The organism is Paenibacillus sp. S33, from assembly GCF_053615415.1.
This window is the reverse complement of the sequence record NZ_JBSIEZ010000001.1, coordinates 3,671,405-3,697,585: the sequence shown is the minus strand read 5'-3', so window position 1 is coordinate 3,697,585 and position 26,181 is coordinate 3,671,405. Positions and strand designations below refer to the sequence as shown.

Annotated in this window: 18 protein-coding genes; 17 read left to right on the top strand and 1 reads right to left on the bottom strand. The window is 49.5% G+C overall.

All coding sequences use genetic code 11. From position 1 onward, the window contains the following. Positions 1 to 178 precede the first annotated feature (178 nt). The 5 genes from prmA to ACWGXJ_RS16765 all read left to right on the top strand — a co-directional run bounded on the left by prmA (position 179) and on the right by ACWGXJ_RS16765 (position 4,676). Entirely contained in the window at positions 179 to 1,144 is a 966-nt protein-coding gene (prmA, locus tag ACWGXJ_RS16785; RefSeq protein ID WP_069290019.1) for a 50S ribosomal protein L11 methyltransferase, read from the top strand. A 2-nt stretch (positions 1,145 to 1,146) separates the two neighbouring features. Then, positions 1,147 to 1,839: a site-2 protease family protein gene (locus ACWGXJ_RS16780; RefSeq protein WP_023989504.1), complete on the top strand. Its 693-nt coding sequence runs from the start codon at positions 1,147 to 1,149 to the stop codon at positions 1,837 to 1,839. A 188-nt stretch (positions 1,840 to 2,027) separates the two neighbouring features. Then, a complete protein-coding gene (locus ACWGXJ_RS16775) occupies positions 2,028 to 2,792 on the top strand; it encodes a 16S rRNA (uracil(1498)-N(3))-methyltransferase (protein WP_452567193.1) in 765 nt (254 codons plus the stop codon). Position 2,793: 1 nt separating this feature from the next. Beyond that, positions 2,794 to 4,137 carry a tRNA (N(6)-L-threonylcarbamoyladenosine(37)-C(2))-methylthiotransferase MtaB gene (mtaB, locus tag ACWGXJ_RS16770; protein WP_452567192.1) on the top strand — a complete coding sequence of 448 codons (1,344 nt, stop codon included), beginning with the start codon at positions 2,794 to 2,796 and terminating at the stop codon, positions 4,135 to 4,137. A gap of 104 nt (positions 4,138 to 4,241) precedes the next feature. Further along, positions 4,242 to 4,676: an NUDIX hydrolase gene (locus ACWGXJ_RS16765; RefSeq protein WP_013311157.1), complete on the top strand. Its 435-nt coding sequence runs from the start codon at positions 4,242 to 4,244 to the stop codon at positions 4,674 to 4,676. Here the strand turns inward: ACWGXJ_RS16765 and ACWGXJ_RS16760 are convergent. Further along, on the bottom strand, positions 4,666 to 5,688 hold the full coding sequence (locus tag ACWGXJ_RS16760; protein WP_452567918.1) for a Na/Pi cotransporter family protein: 1,023 nt from the start codon (positions 5,686 to 5,688) through the stop codon (positions 4,666 to 4,668). The two genes, ACWGXJ_RS16765 and ACWGXJ_RS16760, sit on opposite strands and share 11 nt — an antisense overlap. A gap of 288 nt (positions 5,689 to 5,976) precedes the next feature. Between ACWGXJ_RS16760 and ACWGXJ_RS16755 the strand changes: the two genes are divergently transcribed. The 12 genes from ACWGXJ_RS16755 (at position 5,977) to floA (ending at position 26,149) form a co-directional block, all read left to right on the top strand. Next, positions 5,977 to 7,356 (top strand): class I SAM-dependent rRNA methyltransferase, encoded by a 1,380-nt coding sequence (locus ACWGXJ_RS16755; protein ID WP_452567191.1) that lies wholly within the window; start codon positions 5,977 to 5,979, stop codon positions 7,354 to 7,356. Positions 7,357 to 7,592: 236 nt separating this feature from the next. Next, positions 7,593 to 11,159 (top strand): helicase-exonuclease AddAB subunit AddB, encoded by a 3,567-nt coding sequence (addB, locus tag ACWGXJ_RS16750; protein ID WP_452567190.1) that lies wholly within the window; start codon positions 7,593 to 7,595, stop codon positions 11,157 to 11,159. Then, positions 11,156 to 15,175 (top strand): helicase-exonuclease AddAB subunit AddA, encoded by a 4,020-nt coding sequence (addA, locus tag ACWGXJ_RS16745; protein ID WP_452567189.1) that lies wholly within the window; start codon positions 11,156 to 11,158, stop codon positions 15,173 to 15,175. The genes addB and addA overlap by 4 nt, the downstream gene beginning before the upstream one ends. A gap of 28 nt (positions 15,176 to 15,203) precedes the next feature. Next, positions 15,204 to 16,388: an exonuclease SbcCD subunit D gene (locus tag ACWGXJ_RS16740; RefSeq protein ID WP_452567188.1), complete on the top strand. Its 1,185-nt coding sequence runs from the start codon at positions 15,204 to 15,206 to the stop codon at positions 16,386 to 16,388. Continuing rightward, positions 16,385 to 19,780, top strand: coding sequence for an AAA family ATPase (locus ACWGXJ_RS16735; protein WP_452567187.1), 3,396 nt, complete (start codon positions 16,385 to 16,387; stop codon positions 19,778 to 19,780). Before ACWGXJ_RS16740 ends, ACWGXJ_RS16735 begins: the two co-directional genes overlap by 4 nt. Positions 19,781 to 20,041: 261 nt before the next feature. After that, on the top strand, positions 20,042 to 20,446 hold the full coding sequence (locus ACWGXJ_RS16730; RefSeq protein ID WP_254350301.1) for a hypothetical protein: 405 nt from the start codon (positions 20,042 to 20,044) through the stop codon (positions 20,444 to 20,446). Positions 20,447 to 20,786: 340 nt separating this feature from the next. Continuing rightward, positions 20,787 to 22,130 carry an aminotransferase-like domain-containing protein gene (locus ACWGXJ_RS16725; protein WP_452567186.1) on the top strand — a complete coding sequence of 448 codons (1,344 nt, stop codon included), beginning with the start codon at positions 20,787 to 20,789 and terminating at the stop codon, positions 22,128 to 22,130. Between the two features lie 162 nt (positions 22,131 to 22,292). Further along, positions 22,293 to 22,652, top strand: a complete 360-nt coding sequence (locus tag ACWGXJ_RS16720) for a histidine triad nucleotide-binding protein (protein WP_025722131.1) — start codon at positions 22,293 to 22,295, stop codon at positions 22,650 to 22,652. Between the two features lie 171 nt (positions 22,653 to 22,823). After that, the gene (rpsU, locus tag ACWGXJ_RS16715; RefSeq protein ID WP_005547957.1) at positions 22,824 to 22,997 is read left to right on the top strand and encodes a 30S ribosomal protein S21; all 174 of its coding nucleotides are present in this window, start codon (positions 22,824 to 22,826) and stop codon (positions 22,995 to 22,997) included. Positions 22,998 to 23,013: 16 nt separating this feature from the next. After that, positions 23,014 to 23,457 carry a GatB/YqeY domain-containing protein gene (locus ACWGXJ_RS16710; RefSeq protein ID WP_013311146.1) on the top strand — a complete coding sequence of 148 codons (444 nt, stop codon included), beginning with the start codon at positions 23,014 to 23,016 and terminating at the stop codon, positions 23,455 to 23,457. Positions 23,458 to 23,736: 279 nt separating this feature from the next. Then, the gene (locus tag ACWGXJ_RS16705; protein ID WP_452567185.1) at positions 23,737 to 25,104 is read left to right on the top strand and encodes an NfeD family protein; all 1,368 of its coding nucleotides are present in this window, start codon (positions 23,737 to 23,739) and stop codon (positions 25,102 to 25,104) included. Between the two features lie 43 nt (positions 25,105 to 25,147). Then, a complete protein-coding gene (gene floA / locus ACWGXJ_RS16700; RefSeq protein WP_039272282.1) occupies positions 25,148 to 26,149 on the top strand; it encodes a flotillin-like protein FloA in 1,002 nt (333 codons plus the stop codon). Positions 26,150 to 26,181 lie beyond the last annotated feature (32 nt).

Below are 26,181 nucleotides of genomic sequence, written 5' to 3'. Positions count from 1 at the left end.
CTAGTATATTGTATTGTATGTACTAGAGTTAAGGGTGCTTGGACTAAAAGAGAGGACAACAAATACAAGCTCTACAAAAAATATTTTGAGCACCGATAATATTAGCTTTTTTGAACTCCTGTGCATGTATATAGTACAATGTAATGTATGCATGTGAAATGAGGAGGAAATGAAAACCATGTTGTGGAATGAAATTACAATACATACAACCGAAGAAGCCATCGAAATGATTTCGAATTTTCTGCACGAAGCAGGTGCAGGAGGGGTTTCCATTGAAGAATCTGGTTCGCTCAACAAGCCACGGGATACGTCCTATGGACAATGGTATGATCGGCCTTTGAACGACATACCTGAAGGACAAGCGATCATCAAAGGCTATTTTGCCGAAGAAGTGGACATGGATAGTATTCGTTCGCAGATTGAGCCGCGCGTCGAAGAATTGAGAACTTTCGATATTGACCCAGGTGAGGTTCAGTATGAGCTGAAAACAGTTGATGAGGATGACTGGGCAAATGCTTGGAAGCAATATTTCAAGCCTTTGCGTGTATCGGACCGTCTGACGATTAAACCCACTTGGGAGGAATATGAGCCTGCGAGTGAAGAGGAAAAAATCATTGAGCTGGACCCTGGTATGGCCTTTGGGACCGGAACGCATCCTACGACATCCCTTTGTCTGAGAACGCTGGAATCTGTGATTAAGGGTGGAGAAGAAGTTATTGATGTCGGCACGGGTTCCGGTATTTTGGCCATTGGAGCTGTAAAGCTGGGAGCGAAGCATGTACTTGCCTTGGATTTGGACCCGGTGGCAGTATCCAGTGCGCGGGAAAATACACGTTTGAACGGACTGGAGGAACGCATCACCATTAAAGAAAGTGATTTGCTGTCTGTGCTTAATGCAAGCGATCCAACGCTGGGTATCCAGTTACCGGTCAAGCTGGTGGTAGCTAATATATTGGCAGAGATTATTCTGCTGTTCATTGATGATGTATATAAAGCCCTGGAACCAGGTGGTATTTATATTGCTTCAGGGATTTGGAAGAACAAAGAAGAAGTTGTCGAAACTGCTTTGAAAGCAGCTGGCTTTGAGATTGCCGAAATAAGCCGGGATGAAGATTGGCTGGCGTTTGTGGCGAGAAAGAGGTAAGTATGGATTTTCTACAAAATATTTTTCGTGTAAATTTAAATGTTCTTCCCTTTTATTTACTGGCTGTGATCATATCGTTCACGGTTCATGAGTTTGCACATGCGTATTATGCCAATAAATTTGGTGACCCTACGGCCAAGCTACTTGGGCGCGTGACTTTAAATCCGGCAGTGCATATTGACCTGCTGGGTACGCTGCTGCTGTTGATCGGAGGCTTTGGCTGGGCCAAGCCAGTTCCGGTTAATCGTGACAATTTTAGCCGTCCGCGCCTCATGGGCATTATCGTATCGGCTGCGGGTCCGCTGAGCAATCTGCTGCTTGCATTTGTTACTACTTTGATCTATGCCGTGCTCCTTCATTTTCAAGTATTGCCGGGGATGGAGAACCAACGGGTGGCTCAAGCAATCTATTTGTTTATCAATGCTCTGATCAATTTAAATCTATTTTTGTTTATCTTTAATTTGATCCCACTGCCTCCACTGGATGGATACCGGATTGTGGAAGATGTGGCCCCCACTCCTGTGCGCCGCAAACTCCAGCAGTTTGAACAGTGGTCGATCTTTATTTTTCTGCTTATCCTGGTCATTCCGCAGGTTCGAGCTGTAACGATTGAACCTCTTTACACGCTGGCCCAGATGATTTATATACAGTTTTTGCAGTTCTCTTTTTATATCACTGGATTGTTTGGAGCCTAAGGGCTCCTTTTTTTACGAGAATAGGTAGGTATAACCTGAATAGAAGAGGGAACAGACTGGTCATACAGGCGCAAAAGATGATATGATGTTGCTTGGTGATTTATTCGGATTTTGTACGGAACGTTAGTGGACAACAGTTATTTTTAGAATGAGGATTTTGCAAAATCCAGGAATAGGTGTGAGAGAGAATGCAGCGTTATTTTATTCCGGCAGAGCAATTTCTAGAAGATCACGTGATTGTCGCGGGTGAGGACGCGCGGCATATCGCTAAAGTCATGCGGGGCCGTAGTGGTGACAAAATTATAGTTAGTGACGGGGTATCTAAAGAAGCGCTGGTTGCTTTGGATACGATTGAGCAGGATCATATTACGGCGACGATTATTGAGCCGCTGAAGATGACCTCAGAACCACATGTGCAGGTCACCATCGCTCAGAGTCTTCCTAAAGGAGACAAGATGGAGACGGTGATGCAAAAATGTACAGAAATCGGAGCAACCGGGTTTGTACCGTTTTTGTCCGAGCGTACGGTCGTGCAGTATGATGCCAAAAAAGAAGGCAAGCGACTGGAGCGTTGGCGCAAGATTGTGAAGGAAGCGGCTGAACAAAGCCACCGTAACCGGATTCCAGAAATTAGCGCGCCCATGACGTGGAAAGAACTTCTGGCTTCTTTTGCTGGGTATGATTTGATATGTTATTGTTATGAAAAAGAGCAGGGTAAACTGCTACGGGATGTAATCCAGCCTTTGGCAGGACAATGGGCGTCGACGGACATGCCGCGTGTTCTGCTGGTGGTAGGCCCGGAAGGCGGCTTTACTGAAGCGGAAAGCCTGGAGGCCGAACAGGCCGGGGCACAGTCTACAGGACTGGGAAGACGTATTTTGCGTGCGGAGACCGCAGGAATGGCTGCATTGGCATGCATTTTATATGAGACAGGAGAAATGGGAGGGGTTTAATATGCCGTCAGTGGCATTTTACACATTGGGCTGTAAGGTAAACTTTTATGATACAGAAGCGATCTGGCAGCTGTTTAAAAATGAAGGTTATGAACAGGTGGACTTTGATGAGCAGACTGCTGATGTCTATCTTATTAATACATGTACCGTTACGAATACCGGCGATAAAAAGAGTCGTCAGATTATTCGCCGCGCGATTCGCCGGAATCCAGATGCCATTGTGGCAGTGACGGGCTGTTACGCTCAAACTTCTCCTGCCGAAATTATGGATATTCCTGGCGTTGATCTCGTTATCGGGACTCAGGATCGGGACAAAATCATTCCGTTCGTGCAGGAAATTCAAGGGACGCGTCAACCGGTTAACGCCGTGCGCAATATTATGAAAACGCGTGTATTTGAGGAAATGGATGTGCCTGATTTTGCTAATCATACTCGGGCATTTTTGAAAATTCAGGATGGTTGCAATAACTTCTGTACCTTCTGCATCATTCCGTGGTCGCGGGGTCTATCCCGCAGTCGCGATGCCGCCAGCATTATTGCACAGGCGTGTCAATTGGTACACGCGGGCTACAAGGAAATTGTGCTCACAGGTATCCACACTGGCGGTTATGGTGACGACATGGAAAACTATGACCTGTCTGATCTGCTGTGGGATCTGGAGAAGGTGGAAGGGCTGGAGCGTATCCGTATCAGTTCGATTGAAGCCAGCCAGATTGATGAAAAAATGCTTGATGTGCTGAACCGTTCCACCAAGCTGGTTCGTCATTTTCACATACCGCTTCAGGCGGGGGATGACACTGTATTGAAACGGATGCGTCGCAAGTACACGACAGAAGAGTTTTATAACAAAATGCTTATGATTCGCAAAGCAATGCCAGATGTAGCGATTACAACGGACGTGATTGTCGGCTTCCCTGGGGAGACGGATGAAATGTTCCGCAATGGCTATGAGCTGATGAAAAAAATCGGTTTTTCGGAAATGCACGTGTTCCCGTACTCCAAGCGCAGTGGAACTCCTGCGGCGCGTATGGAGGATCAGGTGGACGAAGACGTGAAAAATGCACGAGTGCATGAGCTGATACAACTGTCAGAGCAAATGCAACTGGCGTATGCTGAGAAGTTTGTAGGTCAGGTGCTGGAGGTCATTCCGGAAGTTGCGCCGAAAGGGACCGAAGATAGCGGCATACTCCATGGATATAGTGACAATTATATTCAACTGGCGTTTGAAGGTACTGAGGATCTGGTTGGCAAGGTATGCCGCGTGAAGCTGACGAAGGCAGGCATTAATGAAAGTGAAGGCCAATTGGTCCGCGTACTAGAGAATGGGCTGCAAACAGCTCTGTAAGAACAAAAAAAGCCTGAACAGGCAATAGAGATGGCAGACAAGGATTTCGCCTTTCCTTACAGAGAGGACGGAATCCTTGTTGCGCAAGGAAGGGAGATTACAGGATGGCAGCAAAAAAGGAAATTTCCGCAGGCGGCGTTGTGTTTCGCAAACAGGGGGAGCAGCTTGAAATTCAGCTCATTACTGACCGATATGGCAAGGTATCCTTGGCTAAAGGGAAAATGGAGTTGGGAGAAACAATCGAACAGACGGCTTTACGTGAAATTCGCGAGGAAACAGGGTTGAACGGGCGGATTATCCAGCATGTAGATATGATTGCTTATACGTATCAGCATCCAGAATTTGGGGAAGTAGATAAAGAAGTACATTATTATCTCGTAGAGGCACTGGATGGGGATTTACAGGCACAGATCGAAGAAATTAAAGGAGTTGCGTGGCATACGCCTGAGGAAGCATGGCGTCTCCAGCGCCAGGGTGGATATGACAATAATGATGTCATTTTAAGCAAGGCGCTGTCCATGCTAGGAATTAATGTTTGATTCTGTGGGGAGATATACGATCCTCTAAACGCGTCCACACAGGTAGATAGCAGAGAGGCAAGACCAGCAGAGAGCTAATAACGTTAAACAGAGTTTGGGCATGGGCTACCTTGGCTCCGGGCTCGGTAGATATCCAGGCAGCGGCCATCTCCAGACCAGGGATCAACGGCATAAAGAGCAAGGCTCCGCCGACGTTCAGCAGCACGTGGGACCAGGCTACAAATTTGCCGGACACGCTGCCGCCAACAGCGGCAATCAGGGCGGTTACGCAGGTGCCTACATTGGAGCCGATGACGATGGCGATCCCCACATCGGCTGGCAAGGCTCCAGCAGCGGCAAGGCTAATCGCCATGCCAATGACGGCTGCGCTACTGTGAACCAGCGCGGTCAGGCAGGCTCCAGCAGCGAAGGCCCACCACATGTTGGCTGCAGCGTGATCAAGAAACCAACGGAATAGTCCGGCCTGCTCAATCCAGGGTCCGACCGACTGCATCACGCGAATACCCGCCAGAATCAGCGAAAATCCAGCAAAGACGAGGCTGATATATTGTACAGCCTGCGGACGGCTGAGCCCATTGGAGCCGGATGAAGCTCCGGCAGACTCATACTGGCGGCTGGGGACAGCTTCACCCCATAGGACGGCAGTGCTCCAGCAGAGCAGTGAGCCGCAGAGCAGCGGAACAGCCAGCTTGCCGAGCTGGAGCCCCATCAGCTCGGTGGTCAGGCAGGTGCCGATATTGGTGCCGAGAATGATGCCGAGCGTGCGGCCGTAGGTCAACAGCCCGGCGTTGACCAGTCCGATCGTTAGCACCGTTACGGCGGTGCTGCTTTGCAGCAGGGCGGTAATGCCTGAGCTGAACAGCATGCCCCGCCAAGGGGAAACGGTGGCACGGTTCAACCAGCGGGTGAGGAAGGGGCCGGCCAAATGCCGGAGGGCTGCTTCCATCAGCTTCATCCCGCCCAAAAAAATAAACAGCCCGCCGCACAACGGGAGTATAACATGTATAAACACGGGCATAGCCCCCTTTTCTAGGTGAAAATACTTATGTAACAGCCTATGATCTACCGAGGACAGCCATGACAAGCATGGCCGAGCTGTTTTTTTATAGAACGATAATTTTTGTAGTATCTTCACAAGCTTTACAAGCGTGACGTCGATATCCAGGCGGGCAGTAGCGAAGCGGATCATTTGAATCTGGAAAAGCAACAGCGATCGTAAGATCAAATGATCCGCGGAGCCGCGCCCCTATCGAACAACGTTTTAACACTTTGAGTAATCCAAGAATGGGAGTGAAGGATTTTGCCTTCAGTAATATTAGAACGCAGCCGTAAAAAAAGGCTGGAGCACGCACACCCTTGGGTGTTTAAAAACGAAATAGCCAAGATCGAAGGGAACCCAGAGGCAGGCGATTTGGTCAGCATCGTTAATCATCAGGGGCGTTATTTGGCGACAGGTTACTATAATCCGGCTTCACAAATTACAGTACGTGTGATGTCCTACGAGCCGCTGGAAGCAATGAATCAAAACTTTTTTGCCCAACGCTTTCGCAAATGTCTGGAGCACCGCCAACGTTTTGTGACCGGGGGAGACGCTTATCGGTTGGTGTACGGCGAGGCTGATTTTTTGCCTGGACTGATTGTAGATCGATTTGGTGATGTGTTGGTCGTGCAGTTGTTAACGCTTGGCATGGATCGGCGCAGGGAAGAAATCAGGGATGCGCTCGTTGAAGTATTGGGTCCTGTTGGTATATATGAGCGCAGTGATGTATCCATCCGAGAGCTGGAAGGATTGGAACAAACAAAGGGTCCTTTGTACGGTGATTGCCCGCGTCATGTGGTGGTGACGGAAAATGGGCTGCACATCAAGGTTGATATTGTAGAGGGCCAGAAGACGGGTTATTTTTTTGACCAGCGTGAAAATAGAGCGGCCATAGCACCGTTGATGACAGGTTGGGGAGCACGTAGTGGAATTACGCTACAAGAAGTAGCTGCAGACTCAGGAGATGCGGGCACGACGGTCTTGAAGCCAGTGAATAAAAGTGGTAAGGTTGTTGAATTCCCATTCTGGGATGGCGCAACCGTATTGGAATGTTTTTCACATACGGGAAGCTTTACGCTCAATGCATGTAAACATGGTGCTAAAAAAGTAACTTGTCTTGATATTTCTGAGCATGCGATTGAAAGTGCGCGGGATAATGTCAAGCTGAACGGTTTTGAGGAACGCGTCGAGTTTGTCGTCGACGATGCTTTTCAATATTTGCGCAATCAAGTGAAAGGTGTAGAGGAACGCAATGCACGAGCCGGGGGCAAAGGAGATACATCCAAGCCGCTGACAGCAGGTGGCGGACGCACCTTTGATGTGGTCATTCTCGATCCGCCAGCCTTTGCCAAAACAAAGAACGCTGTCAAAGGAGCTACACGTGGATACAAAGATATCAACCTGCATGGGATGAAGCTTGTCAATGAGGGCGGCTATCTGGTGACAGCGAGCTGTTCGTTCCATATGCGGCCAGATCTGTTTTTGGACACCATTAAGGAAGCGGCGGCAGATGCCGGCAAAATCCTTCGTCTGGTAGACTGGAGAGCGGCTGGTAAGGACCATCCTCAAATTTTGGGTGTGGAGGAAGGCCATTACTTGAAATTCGCCATCTTTGAGGTGCGCAGCCGGACACAGCTTTAGGTTTCATACAAAGTCAAAGTCAATCGCCTTTTTGGTGATTAAATAGGTAAAATAGACTCATTTTAGGTATAAATCAGTCCTGTAGAGAAGGCATGCACCAAGCCAACCTGCGGGACTGATTTATTTTTAGGGGGAGGATGAATTGCTACAACATGGCAAACGTACGTTCTTTTCTCCCTTGCCTGATATGCTATACTGTTTAATAGAATGTTGTTCGTTGGAAAGGAGGCCGCATCATGTCGGTCCGCTTGTTGATTGGCCGCTCTGGCAGTGGTAAAAGTACGTTAATCCGCAATGAAATGACGTCTATGTTACGCGAGGAGCCGCTAGGTAAGCCTATGCTGTTACTTGTACCGGAGCAATCGTCATTTGCTTCTGAGCATGCGTTACTTACAGAAGCCGGAAACGGTATTCAGGGGTCGGTGCGCGCCCAAGTGATGGGATTTCATCGTCTTGCCTATTTAGTTATGCAGGAAACCGGGGGTTCAGCACTGGTGCCTGTAACGGAAGAAGGCAAGAAGATGCTTTTATATAAAATTATTCGTCGTCGCAAGGATGAACTGAGCTTGTTTAAGGATTCGGGAGACCAGCTCGGCTTTGTGGATCGGTTGAATACATTGTTTACGGAGCTAAAGCAGTATGGAAATGATACTCGGTCTGTACCCGAGCAACTGGAGCGAATGAACGCTGTGGGAGAGTCAACTCCGATTTTGCGCGGCAAGCTCAAAGATATCAGTCTAATCTACGAGGATTTTGAACGAGAGCTGACGCTTAAATATATAGACGGTGAAGATACGTTGCGTATGCTGGCAGAACAGATTGCGGAGTCTTCCCTTGTGCGTGGAGCAGACATTTGGATGGATGGCTACCGTAGATTTACACCACATGAATTCAAGGTGGTGGAGCAACTTATGCTGCATGCCTCTTCGTTGACGGTGGCGCTGACTTGCAACCGTAGCTACGAGAGCGGACAGCTTCCGCATGAGTTGGATTTGTTTCATCCTTCGGCGGCTACGTATGTAAAGCTCAAAGGAATGGCAGACGAGCTGATGATAGAGACGCAGACACAATTACTGCGTCCTGATCCGTTGCCGAGATTTAAGGAGCGTCCGGCATTGGCGTATTTGGAGGCTAACTTTGAACATCGCACAGGGTTACGGAATCAGGAACAACGGATGCGGCTGCAGCAGCTACGAGAGCAGTGGACAGAAGAACAGCCGGAGGGCATAAAACTGTACACTGCGGCGAATCGCCGTGCAGAGCTGGAAGGGGCTGTACGCGAAATGCGCCGTCTGGCCCGAGATGAAGGCGCGCGTTACCGGGAGATGGCTCTGTTTGTACGTCATATTGAAGATTATGAGCCATGGGTGGAACCGATATTCAAACAGTATGAGGTTCCAGTATTTCTGGATCAGCGAAGAAGTGTATTACATCATCCTTTGGTGGAATTGATTCGGGCTTCGCTGGATATCGTGCAGCGGCGTTGGCGATATGAGGATGTATTCCGTGCGGTCAAAACAGACCTTCTACTGCCGCTGGACGGTCGGGTGAGCCGCGAGGAGATGGACCGTTTGGAAAACTATGTTCTGGCCTGCGGAATACAAGGCAGCCGTTGGACAGATGGTCGGCCGTGGCAGGCTGTGCCCAGCTTGTCATTGGAGCTGGAGGAGCAGGAACGGAACCGTAGGCGGGATGAAACGTTGGATTTGATGGAGCTGTGCCGGGATGTGATCGTTACGCCTTTACGTGCGTTTGAGAAACGTGTGGGCAAGGCACGAACTGCACTTGAGAAGTGTGAAGCGGTATATCTGTTACTGCAAGATGCAGAAATCGGCCACAAGCTGGACGCCTTCATTCATCAGGCAGAGGAAGCAGGAAAACCTGAGCAGGCGAAGGAGCATCGTCAGGTATGGGATGCAGTGCTTGAACTACTGGATCAAATCGTCGAAATGATGGGTGATGAGAGGCTGGATACCTCTTTGTTTGCGGGTGTGCTGGAAACGGGATTGGCCGAGTTCCGTATGGGACTTGTTCCGCCGGCTCTGGATCAGGTTCTGGTCGGAAACACGGACCGTACGCGTGTATCCGGTATTCAACATGCCTTTGTGCTAGGTATGAACGAAGGTGTGATGCCGGCTGTGTTCCATGAGGACGGTGTGCTGAATGAGCAGGAGCGTATGGCACTAAACGAACAAGGCGTAGAGCTGGCGCCGGATATGATAAGACGTCTGTTGGACGAACGTTTTCTTGCTTATACGGCCCTTACCTCAGCCGGTAAAAGCCTGTGGATGAGCTATGCAGTGACTGATGAAGAAGGCAAGTCATTGTTGCCGTCTGAGTTAGTACGACATGTGCGACACCTGTTTCCTAGTCTGGACGAACGTCCGTTGGCTGGATACCCTTTGCCTGGGGATGCTTGGACGACGCAATGGGAGTATGCTTCTCATCCGTCCGAGGCTTTGCCGCAGCTCATTGCGCAATTACGGCATTGGCGACGTGGCGGTGACATTTTATCTCCTTGGTGGGAGGTATATAACTGGTATGCAAGCCAGCAAGGGCGTGAGAAGGACAAGCTGCGTCAGCTGTTGACCTCACTTTTTTATGAGAACCATGCCGAAATGCAGAAGGAAACGAGCCGCCGTCTGTACGGTAGCAAGCTGCGTACCAGCGTATCTCGTATGGAACGTTTTGTGGCATGTCCATTTTCGCACTTTGCCTCTCACGGTCTTCGTTTGAAGGAACGTCAAATGTATCGCCTGAAGGCCCCGGATATCGGACAATTATTCCATGCAGCGCTTGGAGAGATGGCGATCAATCTGCGTAAACGCAATGTCAGCTGGGGCAGTCTCAGCACCGAGGAATGCCGACAAGAGGCGGAAAGTACAGTGGAGCGTTTGGCTCCTCGTCTGCAAGGCGAGATTTTAATGAGCTCCAAGCGGTATGGCTACATTTTGCGCAAATTGAAAGACATCGTGAGCCGTGCTTCGTTGATTTTAGGTGAACATGCGCGAAGAGGTAGTTTTGAGCCGATTGGGCTGGAGTTGGACTTTGGACCGGGTCAGCAGCTTCCTCCGTTAAGCTTCCGGTTAGATAACGGCGTTGTGATGGAAATTGTCGGACGGATTGACCGTGTAGATGTGGCAGAGGGAGAAAAAGGGTTACTTTTGCGTGTCATCGATTACAAATCTAGCCAAAAGGATCTCAAGCTGCATGAAGTGTACTATGGCCTATCCTTGCAAATGCTCACCTACCTGGATGTGCTGCTGAATGCGGCGGAGGAATGGTTGGGCGAGACAGCTTATCCAGCGGGTACCCTGTATTTTCACGTCCACAATCCGATGTTGCAGTCGCCTAACGGTCTTAGCGCAGAACAGGCCCGTCAGGAGCTTTTGAAACGTTTTAAGATGAAAGGATTATTGCTTGCAGATCGGGATGTAGTTGGACAAATGGATACAGCATTGGACAAAGGATATTCCTCTATTTTACCTGTTGCGGTGAAAGCAGACGGCAGTTTTTATAGCAGTGCTTCGGTTGCTTCGCCGGAACAGTGGGACAGCTTGTTAGCCTCGGTGCGTAATAATATTCGGACGATTGGCACACGGATGACAGAGGGCGATGTAGCCATTGAACCTTATCGAATCCAGCAAGAGACGGCTTGTACCTTCTGTTCTTTTAAGCCTGTTTGTCAATTTGACGACAGTCTGGAGGGCAGTGGCTACAATCAATGGGGTAAACCCGGTAAGGATCAAATCTGGAATCTGCTGGGTCATACACAGGAAGGGAAAGGAGGAATGGACCAATGATAGGCACGTCAAACACTAAAGACATGCCGAAGCCGGAAGGCAGTATGTGGAGCGATGACCAGTGGCGTGCCATTTCGGAATCGGGTAACAACATGCTGGTCGCGGCAGCGGCAGGGTCAGGTAAAACAGCGGTGCTCGTAGAGCGTATTATTCGTAAAATTGTCGATCCCCAGCTTGGCTTCAGCGTGGATCGGTTGCTGGTAGCAACCTTTACGAAGGCTGCAGCCGCCGAAATGCGTCAACGGATACGCGAAGCGTTGGAACGTGTGTTGGAACAGGAACCGGAAAGTGAGCATGTACGCCGCCAGCTGTCGTTGCTGAATCGGGCCTCGATTACAACGCTTCACTCATTTTGTATGGAGGTCATCCGCAGGCATTATCAGGCCATTCCTCTTGATCCTGGTTTTCGGATTATGAATGAGCATGAGACAGAATTGCTGCGTCAGGAGCTTCTAGAAGAACTGTTTGAGGAGAAATATGAGGCTCATGATGAAGGCAGTACATTCCGCAGACTGGTCGACTGGTTTAGTGGAGAACGCACCGATGATGCAATGTACGTGCTTGTTCAGCGGTTGTATGATTTTTCTCAAAGTCATCCTTGGCCAGAACATTGGCTGCGGGAGACAGCGGCAGCATTTCGTGTACAGGATGTAGCCGCTTTGGGAGAGACTCCCTGGGTTCGCAGCATTTTGGCGGATGCCGTACTTTCTTTGCGCGGAGCAGCGAGCTTGCTTGAACAGGCGCATGAAACAGCTATGCAGCCCGGCGGTCCTGCACCTTATGCCGTAACGCTGCAAGAGGATGCGACGATGGTGAAGGGATTGCTGCAAGAGCTGGAGACACAGCCGTGGGCATCTCTATATGATCATTTTCAGGCAGCTGCCTTCGGTAAGCTCAAGCCGGTCAAAAAAGATCAGACTGAGCCTGCATTGCAGGAACGGGTTAAGACGCTACGCGAAGCAGCCAAAAAAATGATTACAGATATGAAGGCTTCCCTGTTTGGCAGGAGAGCAGAAGCCTATTGGGAGGAGCTACACGCCGCGGCTCCGCTGATGGACGAATTGGTAGAAACCGTGATTGTATTCGGGGAACGATTTCAACAGCACAAGCAGTCAAAAGGGTTAGTGGATTTCGGGGATTTGGAACATTATTGTCTGAAAATATTACGACATCCCGATTCTACTCCGTACAAGCTACTACCTTCCAACGCTGCACTCGAATACAAGGCACAATTTGACGAAGTGCTGTTGGATGAGTATCAGGACACGAATACCGTACAGGAAGATATCGTTAGGCTGGTATCACGGGAGGAACCGGGTAACCGTTTTATGGTGGGCGATGTGAAACAGAGTATTTATCGGTTTCGGCTGGCGGAGCCGGGTCTGTTTTTGAATAAGTATCAACGGTACGGCATGCAGGAGCAGGAAGATGGCTTTTTAATTGATCTGGCGCGTAATTTCCGCAGTCGGGAGGAAGTTGTCGATGCGGTCAATTTGGTGTTCCGCCAGATTATGAGTGTGGATGTGGCGGAAATTGAGTACGATGAACGAGCCTGGCTGGTACACGGCGCATCCTATCCCGACCCGTCGGATCAAGACACCGCATCTGTATACGCACCTGAGCTGCTCTTAGTTGATAAGGGTGGACAGGGTCTTTCCGAGGCTTCGGAGCTGTCCGAAACGGGGGACGAATCTGCTCTACAGGAAAGTGAGCTGGCTGAGCTTGCGGAGCTAGAAACGGCACAGTTAGAGGCTCGTGCGATCGCGAAACGGATTAAAGAACTGACCGGAGACACTGGACAACCACTGTTGATTTACGACAGAGGATTAAAAGCGATGCGCCCGGCAGTCTACGGCGATATCGTCATTTTGCTTCGTTCGGCAAGCGTGTGGGCCCCCCTAATTGTGGAGGAACTGCGGCTTGAGGGCATTCCGGCTTCAGGGGAGCAGACGACAGGCTTTTTTAAAGCAACGGAAGTTGAGGTGATGTTGTCTCTGCTGCACATTATTGATAATCCGCAGCAGGACATCCCGCTTGCATCCGTGCTTCGTTCGCCGATTGTTGGCTTGACCGAAGATGAACTTGCACAAATTCGGTTGGAGAAGCCGGATGGATTATTTTATGACGCATTGCTGGCGGCGGCAGAAGCTGACCCACTGGAAGAAAGTGAAAAAGGGATCTCAGCTGACATCATGGAGTTGGATCTTTTCCCTAAGGACTCTTTATCTTCACCTGACTTTGGTAATAGAAATGACGGGAATACGTTATCTGCCCGACTACGTTCATTTTTGCGTAATTTGAAAGCCTGGCGGCAGGAAGCCCGACAAGGAAGCTTAAGTGCATTGATTTGGAATGTGCTGGAGGAAACAGGATATCTGGATTGGGTCGGTGGACTGCCTGGCGGCTCACAGCGTCAAAGCAATTTGCGGGCGCTATATGACCGAGCCAGACAGTATGAGACTTCTACGTCCAACCGAGGATTATTCCGATTTCTGACCTTTATTTCTCGTCTACGGGAGCGAGGCGGTGATTTAGGATCCATTAGCGGGGGGACTGAACCCGATCAGGCTGTCCGTATTATGACCATTCATAAAAGTAAAGGACTTGAATTCCCTATCGTGTTTATTGCTGGGACAGCAAAAATGTTCAATCAGCAGGACCTCAATGCGCCGTTTCTTATGCACAAGGAGTTGGGGTTTGGTCCTAAATATGTGGAGGAACAAAATCGTGTCAGCTACCCTACGCTGCCTAATTTAGCGATCCGCCGACGCTCACAGCTGGAGCTATTGGCTGAGGAAATGCGGGTGTTATACGTGGCGCTTACGCGTCCGCGTGAAAAGCTGATTATGACCGGAACCGTGAAGGATCTCGCTTCGCGCGCAGCGGGTTGGGCACGTGCCAAAGAACATACGGAAACGGTCTTACCAGACTATATGCTGGCGGCAGGCCGCAGCTATCTGGACTGGGTAGGTCCTGCTTTGATTCGGCATCCTTCTGCTACTTTGTTGAGGGAAGCGGCAGGCGATCAGGATGGGTACTATCACAGGCTGGAACATATGCCGGGAACAGACTGGTTATTTAAAATCGTCGCCTCGGAAACACTTTCCGGCTCTCGTGTGAACTCAGATCATGAGGAAGAGGTGTCGGGCGAAGAGCGCCAAAAGAAGACAGAAGCACTGAGAAATGTGGAGCTAATCGACTTAAACGAAGAGAGTGAAACGGATATTGAAGCTGCTCTTTCCTGGATCTATCCATATGAACGGGCTGGCAAAACGGCAGCCAATACATCGGTTACTGAGATGAAAAGATGGCTGGAAATGCAGGAGATGGGTTCGGACGATTGGCTGAATCTATCTACCTCCCTACTAGCAGAGTCACCGGAGGATCGGGAGGATTCTCACACTGGGGGTAGTCAATTACACTTGCGCAGACCTAAGTTTATGGGGAATCAGCGACTGACTCCAACGGAACGCGGAACAGTCTATCATACGTTGATGCTGCATTTGCCATTAGATGGGGGGATGAGCGCCGAAGTTATTGAGGAAACCAAGGCTCGTTTGCTCAATCAGCGTATGTTACTGGATGTTCATGCAAAGGCGCTAGATACGGATAAAATATTACGCTTTTTCACTAGTGAGCTGGGTAGCAGAATGCTGGGGGCATCCCATGTTCAAAGAGAGCTTCCGTTTACTTATACCATGCGGGCAACCGATTACTGGAACCACAGCTTACCATCAATGTCACCAGGACAAGAAACAGATTCGGAAGGTGGACAGGACGGAGATAAGGTGCTGATGAACGGGATTATTGACTGTCTATTTGAAACTCCCGAAGGACTCGTGCTGGTGGATTATAAAACAGATCGGATATCTGAATATCGTACACTGTCCCATTTAACAGACCAATATCGTTTTCAATTGGAGCTGTATGCCCGTGTGATCGAAGAGATTACAAGCAAAAAGGTTGCTGAGAAGTGGCTGTATTTTTTAGAAGCTGGAGAGAGTGTACAGCTGTAGTTATATAGCTAGGGAGAGGAGGAATAGCATGCGGATTTTGCATACAGGTGATTGGCATTTGGGCCGCACGTTGGAAGGACGCAGCCGTTTGAAGGAGCAGGAGGCGTTTTTAGAAGAGTTGGCGAAAATGGCTGACGATCAGCAGGCCGATTTGATTATGATGGCTGGAGACGTATATGACTCAGTCAATCCTTCGGCCGCAGCCGAGCAATTGTTTTATGAAACGTCTGCCCGTCTTACGGCTGGAGGAAGACCACTAGTCGTCATTGCGGGCAATCATGATCAGCCGGAAAGGGTATCCTCGGTCACACCTCTGGTGAGCGGGCGTGGAATTACATTGTTGGGACTGCCCCATGGGGAAGCGGTACGCATTCGTACACCGCGAACGGGTGAAATGGCATGCATTGCAGCCTTGCCATATCCATCCGAGTCTCGTCTGAACGAGCTATTGTCTGAAGACGGAGATGAAACAGTCTTGCGCGAGGCATACAGTCGCCGTGTGGGCTTGCTGATGTCACAACTGGGTACAGCATTTCGGCCTGACACCGTTAATTTGTCGATGAGCCATATTTATGTGCTCGGCGGGCTGGAGTCGGATTCGGAACGTCCGATTCAGGTCGGCGGGGCGTATACCGTAGATCCGTCTGCTTTGAGCATTGGGGCACAGTATACAGCTCTAGGACATTTGCATCGTCCCCAATATGTGAAAGGAGACGGGCTGATGCGTTACAGTGGCTCGCCGCTGGCTTATAGCTTTTCCGAAGCCGGACAAGCCAAATCGGTTACGTTAATTGACGTGGTTGCTGGCAAGCCTGCTCTGGTCGAGGAACTGTATATCACCAGTGGACGCCCATTAGTGAGGTGGCGCGCACGGGGAGGTCTGGAGGAAGTATATCGCTGGCTGGACGAAGGACTGGATGCTGATGCCTTTATTGATCTGGAAATTACGCTGGATGAAGCGATGTCGATGGGAGATATCCAGCGGCTGCGCAAAAGCCGTGAAGGCATCATTCATATTCGTCCCATGTATCCAGAAATGGCTGCCGCACAGCTGGAGCACCAACGATCAGAACTGCCAGTGCATGAGTTGTTCCGGGCATTCTATCAGCGGCAGACAGGTGGAGCACAGCCAGATGACGGATTAGTACAGTTGTTTCTGGAACTGGTGGAACAGGATGATGCAAGAGACCACGCTGAGGAGGATGACGCATGAAACCAATCCTTCTAAAACTGGCGGGGTTGCAAAGCTACCGGGAGTCACAGGAAATTCACTTTGACGATTTGACCGAAACTGGGCTCTTCGGAATTTTTGGCCCAACAGGTAGTGGAAAATCAACGCTGCTGGATGCCATTACGTTGGCTATGTACGGTAAAGTGGAGCGGGCAGTGAATGGTACACAAGGCATTATGAATCATGCTGAGGATACATTGTCTGTTGCATTTACGTTTGAATTAATGTCAGCTCAAGGACCTCGTCGTTACCGTGTAGAACGACGTTTCAAACGTGCTGGAGGCGTATCGGTTAATAATACGCTTAGCCGTTTTATTGCGTTAACAGAGGATGGCGAGGAAGTGCTTGCCGATAAGGTGCAGGATGTGACGCGCTGTGTGGAGGAGTATATCGGCCTGAAAATGGACGATTTTACACGAGCTGTCGTATTGCCGCAGGGAAAGTTTGCGGAATTCTTGTCCTTAAAGGGCAGTGAACGCAGACAGATGCTACAGCGTTTGTTCCATCTGGAGAAGTATGGAGACCAACTTGCACAGAAGCTAAGCCGTCGTGTGAAAGATAACGATACCGCACTGAAAGCGTTAGAGGCAGAGCAGCAAGGGCTGGGGGATGCCAGTGCTGAAGCGCTTGAACATGTAGAGTTGCGTCTCAAAGAGGCGATTGCCAATGCAGAAGCTTCGCGTCGTGAGCTAGAGCGTGTCTCACGTGAATGGGAGGCGCTAAACAAAACCCGCGAGCTAGTTGTCGAGCTCAGCCAAAGATCGAACGAGCTGGAGCAGTTGGCAGCACAGGAGCCAGGCATTGCTTTGCTGGAGCACAAGCTTCGACAAGCATCTGCAGCCGAGGCATTGTTGCCTGCGCTGACGGATTGGAAGGAAGCCATTGCTGAAGCGGAAAAACGGCAAAAGAGTGCCGAAGAAATGGAAGTCTTGGCCACTACCGCGCAGGAGGCTGCGCTTGTGTCTGCGCAAGCAGATGAGCAGGCCCGGCAAGCACTCAGTGCCGAAGAACCGAAGCTATTGCTTCGGATCGACCAACTAGAGCAGGCGCTTCAACTGGAGCATGATACGGAAGCGTTGCGGACCGAACGGGAACGTCTGGCGGCCGAGCTTGTGCAAAGCGAACAAACCCTTGCTGAACATGCAGAAGGACTCGCAAAGGAACAAGAGCTACAGACGCGAGGCTTGAAGCGACAGCAGGAGCTTCAACAAGAGCTAAAGCAAAATGAAGTGCGGGCAGATGAGCGGCGTATGCTGCAAGAGGCTGTGCAACGGTTGCAACAGCTGGAAATCGCGAATGAGCAATTGCGTGAAGCTGAACTGGAGTACACCGCTCAGGAGAAACGGCTTGCGCAAGCTGACGAACGTTTAAAGCTGACGGACCAGGAGACACAGGAGACAGAGGCACGGCGTTCTGCCTTTGCTGCACAGGCAGCTGATGGCATTGAGGCATTGCTGACGTTGGAGGCAGAGATCACCGCTGATATGTCGTCACTGGCCTCCGAGGAAGAACAACTGCGCCACGAGTTCCGTGCCGAGGAGCTGGGGCGTCTCGCTCAGCATCTCGTTGCCGAGTTGCGCGAAGGCGAGCCGTGCGCAGTGTGCGGCTCGCTGCATCACCCCGCGCCTGCCGTCGTTGCGGCGCATAGCGCGGATGCCGCTGCGCCAGATGAGCTGCACCGCCTGCGGCTTGGTTTGCAGGAGCTGCGCCTCACACTGCGCCAGCAGTTGCACGAGCAGCGCAGCTTGCTGGCGCAGCCCGCCACCGCAGACAGCGGCGCTGCCGCCACGGGCGAGCCTTTCACGCCTGCGGCAGCGCCAGCAGAGCCGCGCGGTATTGCCGCTTGGGTGGAGCGCTGCACGGCGCTGGAGCGTGCTGCGGCAGAGCTAGCTGCACGTGCGCATGCACTGCCTGCCGAGGCACAGGCGCTACGCGAGGCAGACGCCGCCGGACAGCAGCGGCGTATCCGTGCTGCCGCCGAGCAGGAGGCAGCAGCTGCAGCGCTGACGCAGGCACGCAGCAAGCGCGAGGCATGCACCACGCGCAGCGAGGGGCTGCGCGGCGAATGGGCGGCGCAGCTGCCGGATGTCGCTCCGAGCGAAGCTGCGGAGCGTTACCGTGCCATGCAGGAGCGCGACGGGCGTGCGGAAGAGCTGCGGTCCCGGCTGGAGACGAGTGTGACCTTCCTCGAAGGAAAGGCGGCGCGTGTTCAACAGATACAGCAGAGTATCATCGAGGAGGACAAAATCATTATTGCCCGTCGTACAGGGCTCCAAAGCAAAGATGATTCGCTTCGTGAAAAGCTAGCACAGCTCCGAAAGTGGGTTGGAGATGGCCAAGCGGCTTCATTGCTGGAAGAAGCGACCTCGCGACTGTTGGGGCTGAAAAACGGAGCCGAAGCCGCGGCACGCCGCCGTACCGAAGCGGAAGAACGCAAGCAGCAAGCCGTTCATGCTTCACTGATTGCCCGGCAGGCCTCCGACTCGGCAGAAGAAAGACGTCAGATGGCAGAGTCCCGTTGGGGCAGCCGTCTGGAAGCCTCCTCCTTCGCTACGGAAGCAGAAGTCATGGAATGTTGCCTGGGACCGGAAGAAGCCGCACGCTATGAGCGTGAAGCGAGTTTGCATCGAGAACGGGAAAAAGAGCTGTCTTCCCGCTTAAAACATGTCGAAGAGCAGCTGAATGGAGCAACGGTAACAGAGGAACAGTGGGAAACGGCCACTGCACAGCTACGTGATTGCCGTGCACGCGACGAAGAGGCGCTTCAGAATCGCGCCAAGGCTGAGCGTGATTTAGAGGACTTGCAGCATCGACACGTCCGCTGGATGAAGCTGGAGTCCAATCGTATACATTTGCGTAGCGAAGCGGAAAAAATGTCCAAGCTCCAGTCTGTTTTTCGTGGCAATGCCTTTGTTGAATATATTGCCGAGGAGCAGCTCATGCAGGTCAGCCAGTCGGCTTCACGCCGCCTGCGTTTTCTGACCAAGCAACGTTACGCGCTAGAGGTAGATTCCAGTGGTGGTTTTGTCATTAGTGACGATGCCAACGGTGGGGCCAAACGTCCAGTATCGACTTTGTCCGGTGGTGAAACGTTCCTGACCTCCTTGTCGCTTGCGCTTGCGCTGTCGGCTCAAATTCAATTGCGGGGCCAATACCCTCTGCAATTTTTCTTTCTGGATGAAGGCTTTGGAACGTTGGACCCTGAGCTGCTTGACACAGTGATCACTTCACTGGAAAAGCTGCACCACGATCAATTGTCTGTTGGTGTGATTAGTCATGTGCCTGAACTACGGGCCCGTCTGCCCCGCAAGCTAGTTGTTCTTCCGGCAGAGCAGGCTGGAGGCGGCTCACGTGTGGTTATGGAAACTTTTTGAAGTAATGTGATACAGGTCACAGATACAGTTTCAAACTATTGTTATAATACAGCCAAGCCGACAAGTTAATCATACAGCACCCCGGCGGACGTATGCTGCGGAAGAAATCTTCCCGTCATACGTCCGTTCAGAGGAGCTCTGCCAAGAGCTCCCGGGGTGCTTCTTTTTTTTGCAAGCCGGAATTCGCCCAATTTGATGTAGCAAATAGCCCGTTTTTGAATAACATACGGTATACATGCAAGAGCCTAGGAGGAAACAACCATGGAAAAAAGCATGACAACCGAAAAAGTTACAGCACCGGAACAGACGGATGTTAAAACACTATGTCAAAAACATATGCATCGTTATGTATGCGTATGGGTGAAGGACGGGACAATGTATGATGGCATTGTAGAGCATGTGGATGATGAAAAGATATACTTAGCCGTTCCTATGGGTGGAGACGAGATGGAGAAAGTCAATGTTAATCTCCCATATCCACCTAACAATTGTGGCTGCGGCTCCCGTGCTTATGGTGGTTATGCGTCTTATCCTCCGTATCCGTATCCGTACCCGTACCCAGTACCCGCTTATGCATATGGGTTCCCATACGGACGCCGTCGCTTTAATCGTTTGATTCTGCCACTTGCAGCGTTGACAGCGATTAGCTTGCTGCCTTATTACTAATCCTAATTCCTTAGTCGCCAGATATAGTGAATTCTCTGCTCTCTCCCGCCTACAGTTCTTGTACAGTACAAGTGACTTTAAGGCGCATCCATACATCATCACCATGCAAGGCTGTTTCTTCCATTATGAAGAAACAGCCTCTTTTTCACGTAAACCATCCCAAATATGATCCAATAATTGAAACTGTATCAGTACAGTTCAATGAAATGAGGTATCCTGTTTATCCATAAACCATGGTAACATTTAGCGTGTAAAGAAACATAAGACGGAATAAGCATGTAATGAAATGAGCATGTAATGAGTATGTAAAGAGTATGTAAAGAGCAGGTGGGAGGATATTGTGAAAAAATACGTTTCAATTTTATTGGATATAGAACTTAAAATTCGCGAGGGACAATATAAATCAGGTTACAAGCTGCCGTCGGTCCGTGAGGCTTCTGAATTATACAGGTGCAGCAAAAGCACGATTTTGCGGGCATATGCTGAACTTGAAAAGAAACACGCCATCTATTCCATACCGCAAAGTGGATACTATGTAGTGGAGAATTTGGGCGATTTACACCATAGCCATATGCAAGACTCCGTTGATTTTGCTTCGGCCTCCCCCGATTTGAATGTATTCCCTTATCTGGATTTCCAACATTGTTTGAATCAGGCTATTGACACCTACAAATATCATCTGTTCACTTATGGCGATTCGCAAGGACTGGAAACACTGCGTCATACGTTGGTTTCCCATTTAGCTGATACTCAGGTGTTTGCAAAAATGGATCGGATTATCGTTACTTCGGGTGTTCAGCAGGCATTGGAGATACTCGCTAAAATGCCGTTTCCCAATGGCAAAGAAAAGGTTTTGGTCGAGCAGCCAAGTTACGATATATATTTGCGTTTTCTGGAGGAAGAGAACATACCCGTCAGTACCATCGTCCGGACAGCGGAAGGTATGGATTTTCACGAATTGGAGAATCAATTTAAGAACGAGAGCATCAAGTTTTTTTATACCATGTCAAGATATCATAATCCATTAGGAGTCTCTTACAACACAGAGGAGCGAAAAGCGATAGCTGCCTTAGCCGCCAAATATGATGTGTACATCGTAGAAGATGACTATATGGCAGATTTAGGGGCCGATCATCTGTTTGATCCCATTTATGCATACGACCAGACGGACCATGTTATTTATTTGAAAAGCTTCTCGAAAATCATTTTCCCCGGCTTGCGATTAGGAGTTGCGGTATTGCCAGAAGCCCTATTGAAGACGTTTAATACCTATAAAAGATATGTCGACACATCTATTTTGTCTCAGGCGGCGCTTGATATTTATATTAAAAATGGAATGTATGAACGCCACAAGCACACGATATGTAACCTGTATTCGGAGCGCGTTCGTGCTCTTAACAAGGCTGTGGAACGATACAATCAGGCTGGATACGTTCAGACTTCAGCTGTAACCTCAGGGGTTTATATGCAGTTTAAACTGCCTCGGACGGTGAATTTGGGACGTTTGGTACAGTGTCTTTCCGCGAGGAACATCCAGGTTGTAGCTGGCAAAGGCTTTTATTTATCAGGCTATAGGGAACAAGAGAAGTTTTTGCGCATAAGTATTTCGCGCGCGCATTTGGATCAAATTGATGCAGGGGTGAAAGCTATTATAGAGGAAGTTAGTAAGGGAAACTGGTATTAAGACCCTTTTTCCGTTATGATACATATAGAAACATAAGTATAACCAAACATGGCTGTATATGTTTCTATTCAGTGTGGGAAATACATAACTTTGAATGCCGAGAGCAAGGGCTGTTTATGCCTATTTACTTATGATCGGCTCACTGCCAAAGGAGGGTTTTGAATGGACGATCTGTTTTTGAAAATTGTGGATGGAACCATCCCCAGCAAAAAGGTGTTGGAAACCGACAATGTGCTCGCATTTCATGACATCCAGCCTGCGGCGCCAGTACACGTGCTCATTATTCCCAAAAAATATATTCCTTCGATGAACGCTGTGACGGAGGAGGATCTTCCTCTTATCGCGGAGATTCATCGTGTTGCGGTTGAGGTTGCGAAAAAGTTAGGAATCGCTGAGTCTGGCTATCGGTTGATTAACAACTGTGGCCCGGATAGTGGACAAGCGGTGGGGCATCTGCATTATCACTTACTGGGCGGCGCCAAATTGGGTGCCTTGACAGGTATTTCGGACTCACATTCTTAAAAAATGACAGAGCTTGCCTTTTCAGTAATACGGAAGTGAATGGAGAAAAATGGCCCTTTATGTATTCATTTTTTCTTATAGGTTGACACCTGGTTTCCGTTTCACCTATAATAAAATTTGATGAACCGTGTTATTGCTCTTGGACGGTCTGGTCGGAGGGAGGGAAAACTGGTGTCTGAAACTAAAGTTCGCAAAAACGAGACAATTGATGCTGCACTTCGTCGCTTTAAACGTTCCATTGCTAAGGATGGCGTATTGGCTGAGGTGAAGAAACGCAAGCATTATGAAAAGCCAAGCGTAAAGCGCAAGAAAAAGTCCGAGGCTGCTCGTAAGAGAAAGTTCTAGGAGGATCTAAGCAATCATGAATTTGAGCGAACGATTGAACGAAGATATGAAGCAAGCAATGAAGAGTAAGGACAAGTTCAAACTCTCCACCATTCGAATGGTTCGTTCTACGATTAAAAATCTTGAAATAGATTTGAAACGGGATTTGGACGACAACGAAGTGCTTGATATTCTGAGTCGTGAGATCAAACAGCGAAAAGATGCCCTCCATGAATTTGAAAAAGCCGGTCGTGATGAACTTGCGACAAGCACTAAAGCAGAAATAGAGATCATCGCTCAGTACCTTCCCGAACAACTTTCTGAGGAAGAAATTAAAGTTATTGTACAGCAGACCATCCAGGAAACCGGTGCTTCTTCGAAAGCCGAGATGGGGAAAGTAATGACGGCCTTGATGCCTAAGGTAAAAGGCCGCGCTGACGGTAAGCTCGTGAACCAAGCGGTTCAGCAATTTCTGCAATAAACCTGCGACAAACAGGAAAACACAACACCCTCTGTTTACAGAGGGTGTTATTTCTATATAAGCGATGCCTACCATAGAATGTAATGATGAAAGATTCTTATATGTAAGCGTTATCGTTAATTGTGTGAAACGTGATGTCCATTGGGTGCGTAAAGTATCTGACAGCCGTCAGGATTAGCAATATACCCAATAATTTCACATTAAATCCTGAAAACTGTATAGTTTGTCTAACAAAGTTTGGTATGCTGTAACATAGAAAGATCGAAAGGGGGGAGAGAAATGCATAGAGAACATCACCACTCCAGTCGCAAATTGATCTTTTTAACGTTGTGGATTATGGTATCCGTTTTGCTGTTACCCTTAGTTCATTCCGAATCAGCGGCGGCCCAAACTAAAGGTGGAGCTGTGTTTGTTATACCCGTTGATCAGGAAATTGAGCGAGGTCTGGGCAAATTTATGGAACGTGGATTTGCAGAAGCAGCAGATTTCAAAGCAGGTCTGATTTTACTGGATATTAACACTCCCGGTGGACGGGTAGATACAGCGGAGAAGCTGGGCAAACTGATTAAAGACAGTCCAATTCCGACCGTAGCCTATATAAGGGGCGAAGCGGCCTCAGCGGGTAGCTATATTGCGTTGAGCGCAAACAAGATTGTTATGAAACCGGGGAGTATTATCGGAGCAGCAGCGTTAGTAGACGGCAGGGGGCAGGCTATCACAGATCCAAAAACGATAGCTTGGTGGAAGAGTAGCATGGCATCTGCCGCAGAAGCTGGAGGACGTAATCCGGATATTGCCAGAGGTATGGTTGACTCTAAAACGACCATATCTATTCCAGAGATGAACTTTAATAAGGAAAATGGTCAGATCATTTCTTTAACCAGTGAGGAAGCGCTGAAGTTGGGTTATGCGGATCACATCGCGTCTTCCGAACAAGAAGTTATCCAGTGGATGGGTTACAGCACGGATGATGTAATTCATGTGGAGCGAACATGGGCTGAAAAAGCAGCCGAGATATTGACCAACCCAATTGTGCAGACGTTGCTTTTATTTATCGGTATCGCGGGTGTCGTTATTGAGCTGCTCGTACCCGGTTTTGGTGTACCTGGAATTTTGGGCATACTCGGATTTGGGTTGTATTTTTTCGGCAATTATATCGCTGGTTTTGCAGGTTCGGAGACGTGGTTGTTGTTTATTATCGGTCTGGCTCTGCTTATCCTTGAAATGTTCATCCCAAGCTTTGGTATTTTGGGCATTTTGGGTTCCGTCAGCCTTGTCGCCGGAGTTGTTCGCGCAGCATACAACATGCAGCACGCGTTTATATCTTTGGGCATTGCCTTTGCAGCTGCGGTTGCCGTGGTGGCGATCATCGCGGTTGTATTCAAGGACCGAGGGATATGGAACCGTTTTATACTTAAAGAAAGTTTAACGGCTGACCAAGGTTTTTCTTCAGTTGTGAACCGGGAAATGCTATTAGGTCAACGGGGTGTCAGTCTGACACCACTTCGTCCAGCCGGAACGGTGCGGATCGCTGATGAGCGAGTCGATGTTGTAACGAACGGCGAGTTTATTGCTACAGATATGCCGATTATAGTATCCAAAGTAGAAGGTGGGCGAATTGTGGTCAAGGCAGACACTAGCGTCTAAACAAGTAAACAACAAAGAATTAGATTAATGGAGGATGATGCGAGTGTTCGAATCAGGTATTGTCAGCGTTTTGCTGATTGCCGTTGTAGTGATTATTGTATTGAGCGTATTCTTCAGTTTCTTCCCGGTGATGCTGTGGATTTCAGCATTGGCTTCGGGTGTGCGTATTGGCATCATTACGCTGGTAGCTATGCGGTTACGGCGCGTCACGCCAAGCCGAATTGTCAATCCGCTCATTAAGGCAACCAAGGCGGGTCTGGGCTTGAACATCAACCAGCTGGAAAGCCATTTTCTCGCAGGAGGGAATGTAGACCGAGTGATCAATGCATTGATTGCTGCGCAGCGAGCTAACATTCCGCTTGAGTTTGAACGTGCGGCAGCGATTGACCTTGCGGGAAGGGATGTTCTGCAAGCGGTCCAAATGAGCGTTAATCCGCGTGTTATTGAGACACCTATTGTGGCTGCGGTCGCCAAGGATGGTATCGAAGTAAAGGTTAAAGCTCGTGTTACGGTGCGTGCCAACATTGATCGACTTGTTGGGGGTGCCGGAGAAGAAACGATTATTGCACGGGTCGGTGAAGGTATTGTTACAACCGTAGGTTCCAGTAACTCGCATAAGGACGTATTGGAGAATCCAGATTCAATTTCAAGAACTGTATTGTCCAAAGGTTTGGATGCCGGGACAGCATTTGAAATCCTGTCCATTGATATTGCGGACGTTGATGTAGGTAAAAATATCGGTGCTTTTCTACAAACAGAGCAGGCGGAAGCGGACAAACGTATTGCGCAGGCAAAAGCGGAAGAGCGGCGTGCGATGGCTGTAGCGCAGGAGCAGGAAATGAAGGCACGTGTTGTAGAAATGAGAGCACGCGTGGTGGAATCCGAGTCCGAAGTGCCGCTGGCAATGGCTGAAGCGCTGCGTGGCGGGAAGCTTGGCGTCATGGACTATATGAATTTGAAAAATATTGAGGCAGATACGCAAATGCGTAGCTCCTTAGGCAAACCGAATGAGAACTCGGGGAATGACAACAAGAACCGGGATTAATAACGGGACATAGCCGATGAATTACGGCAGCT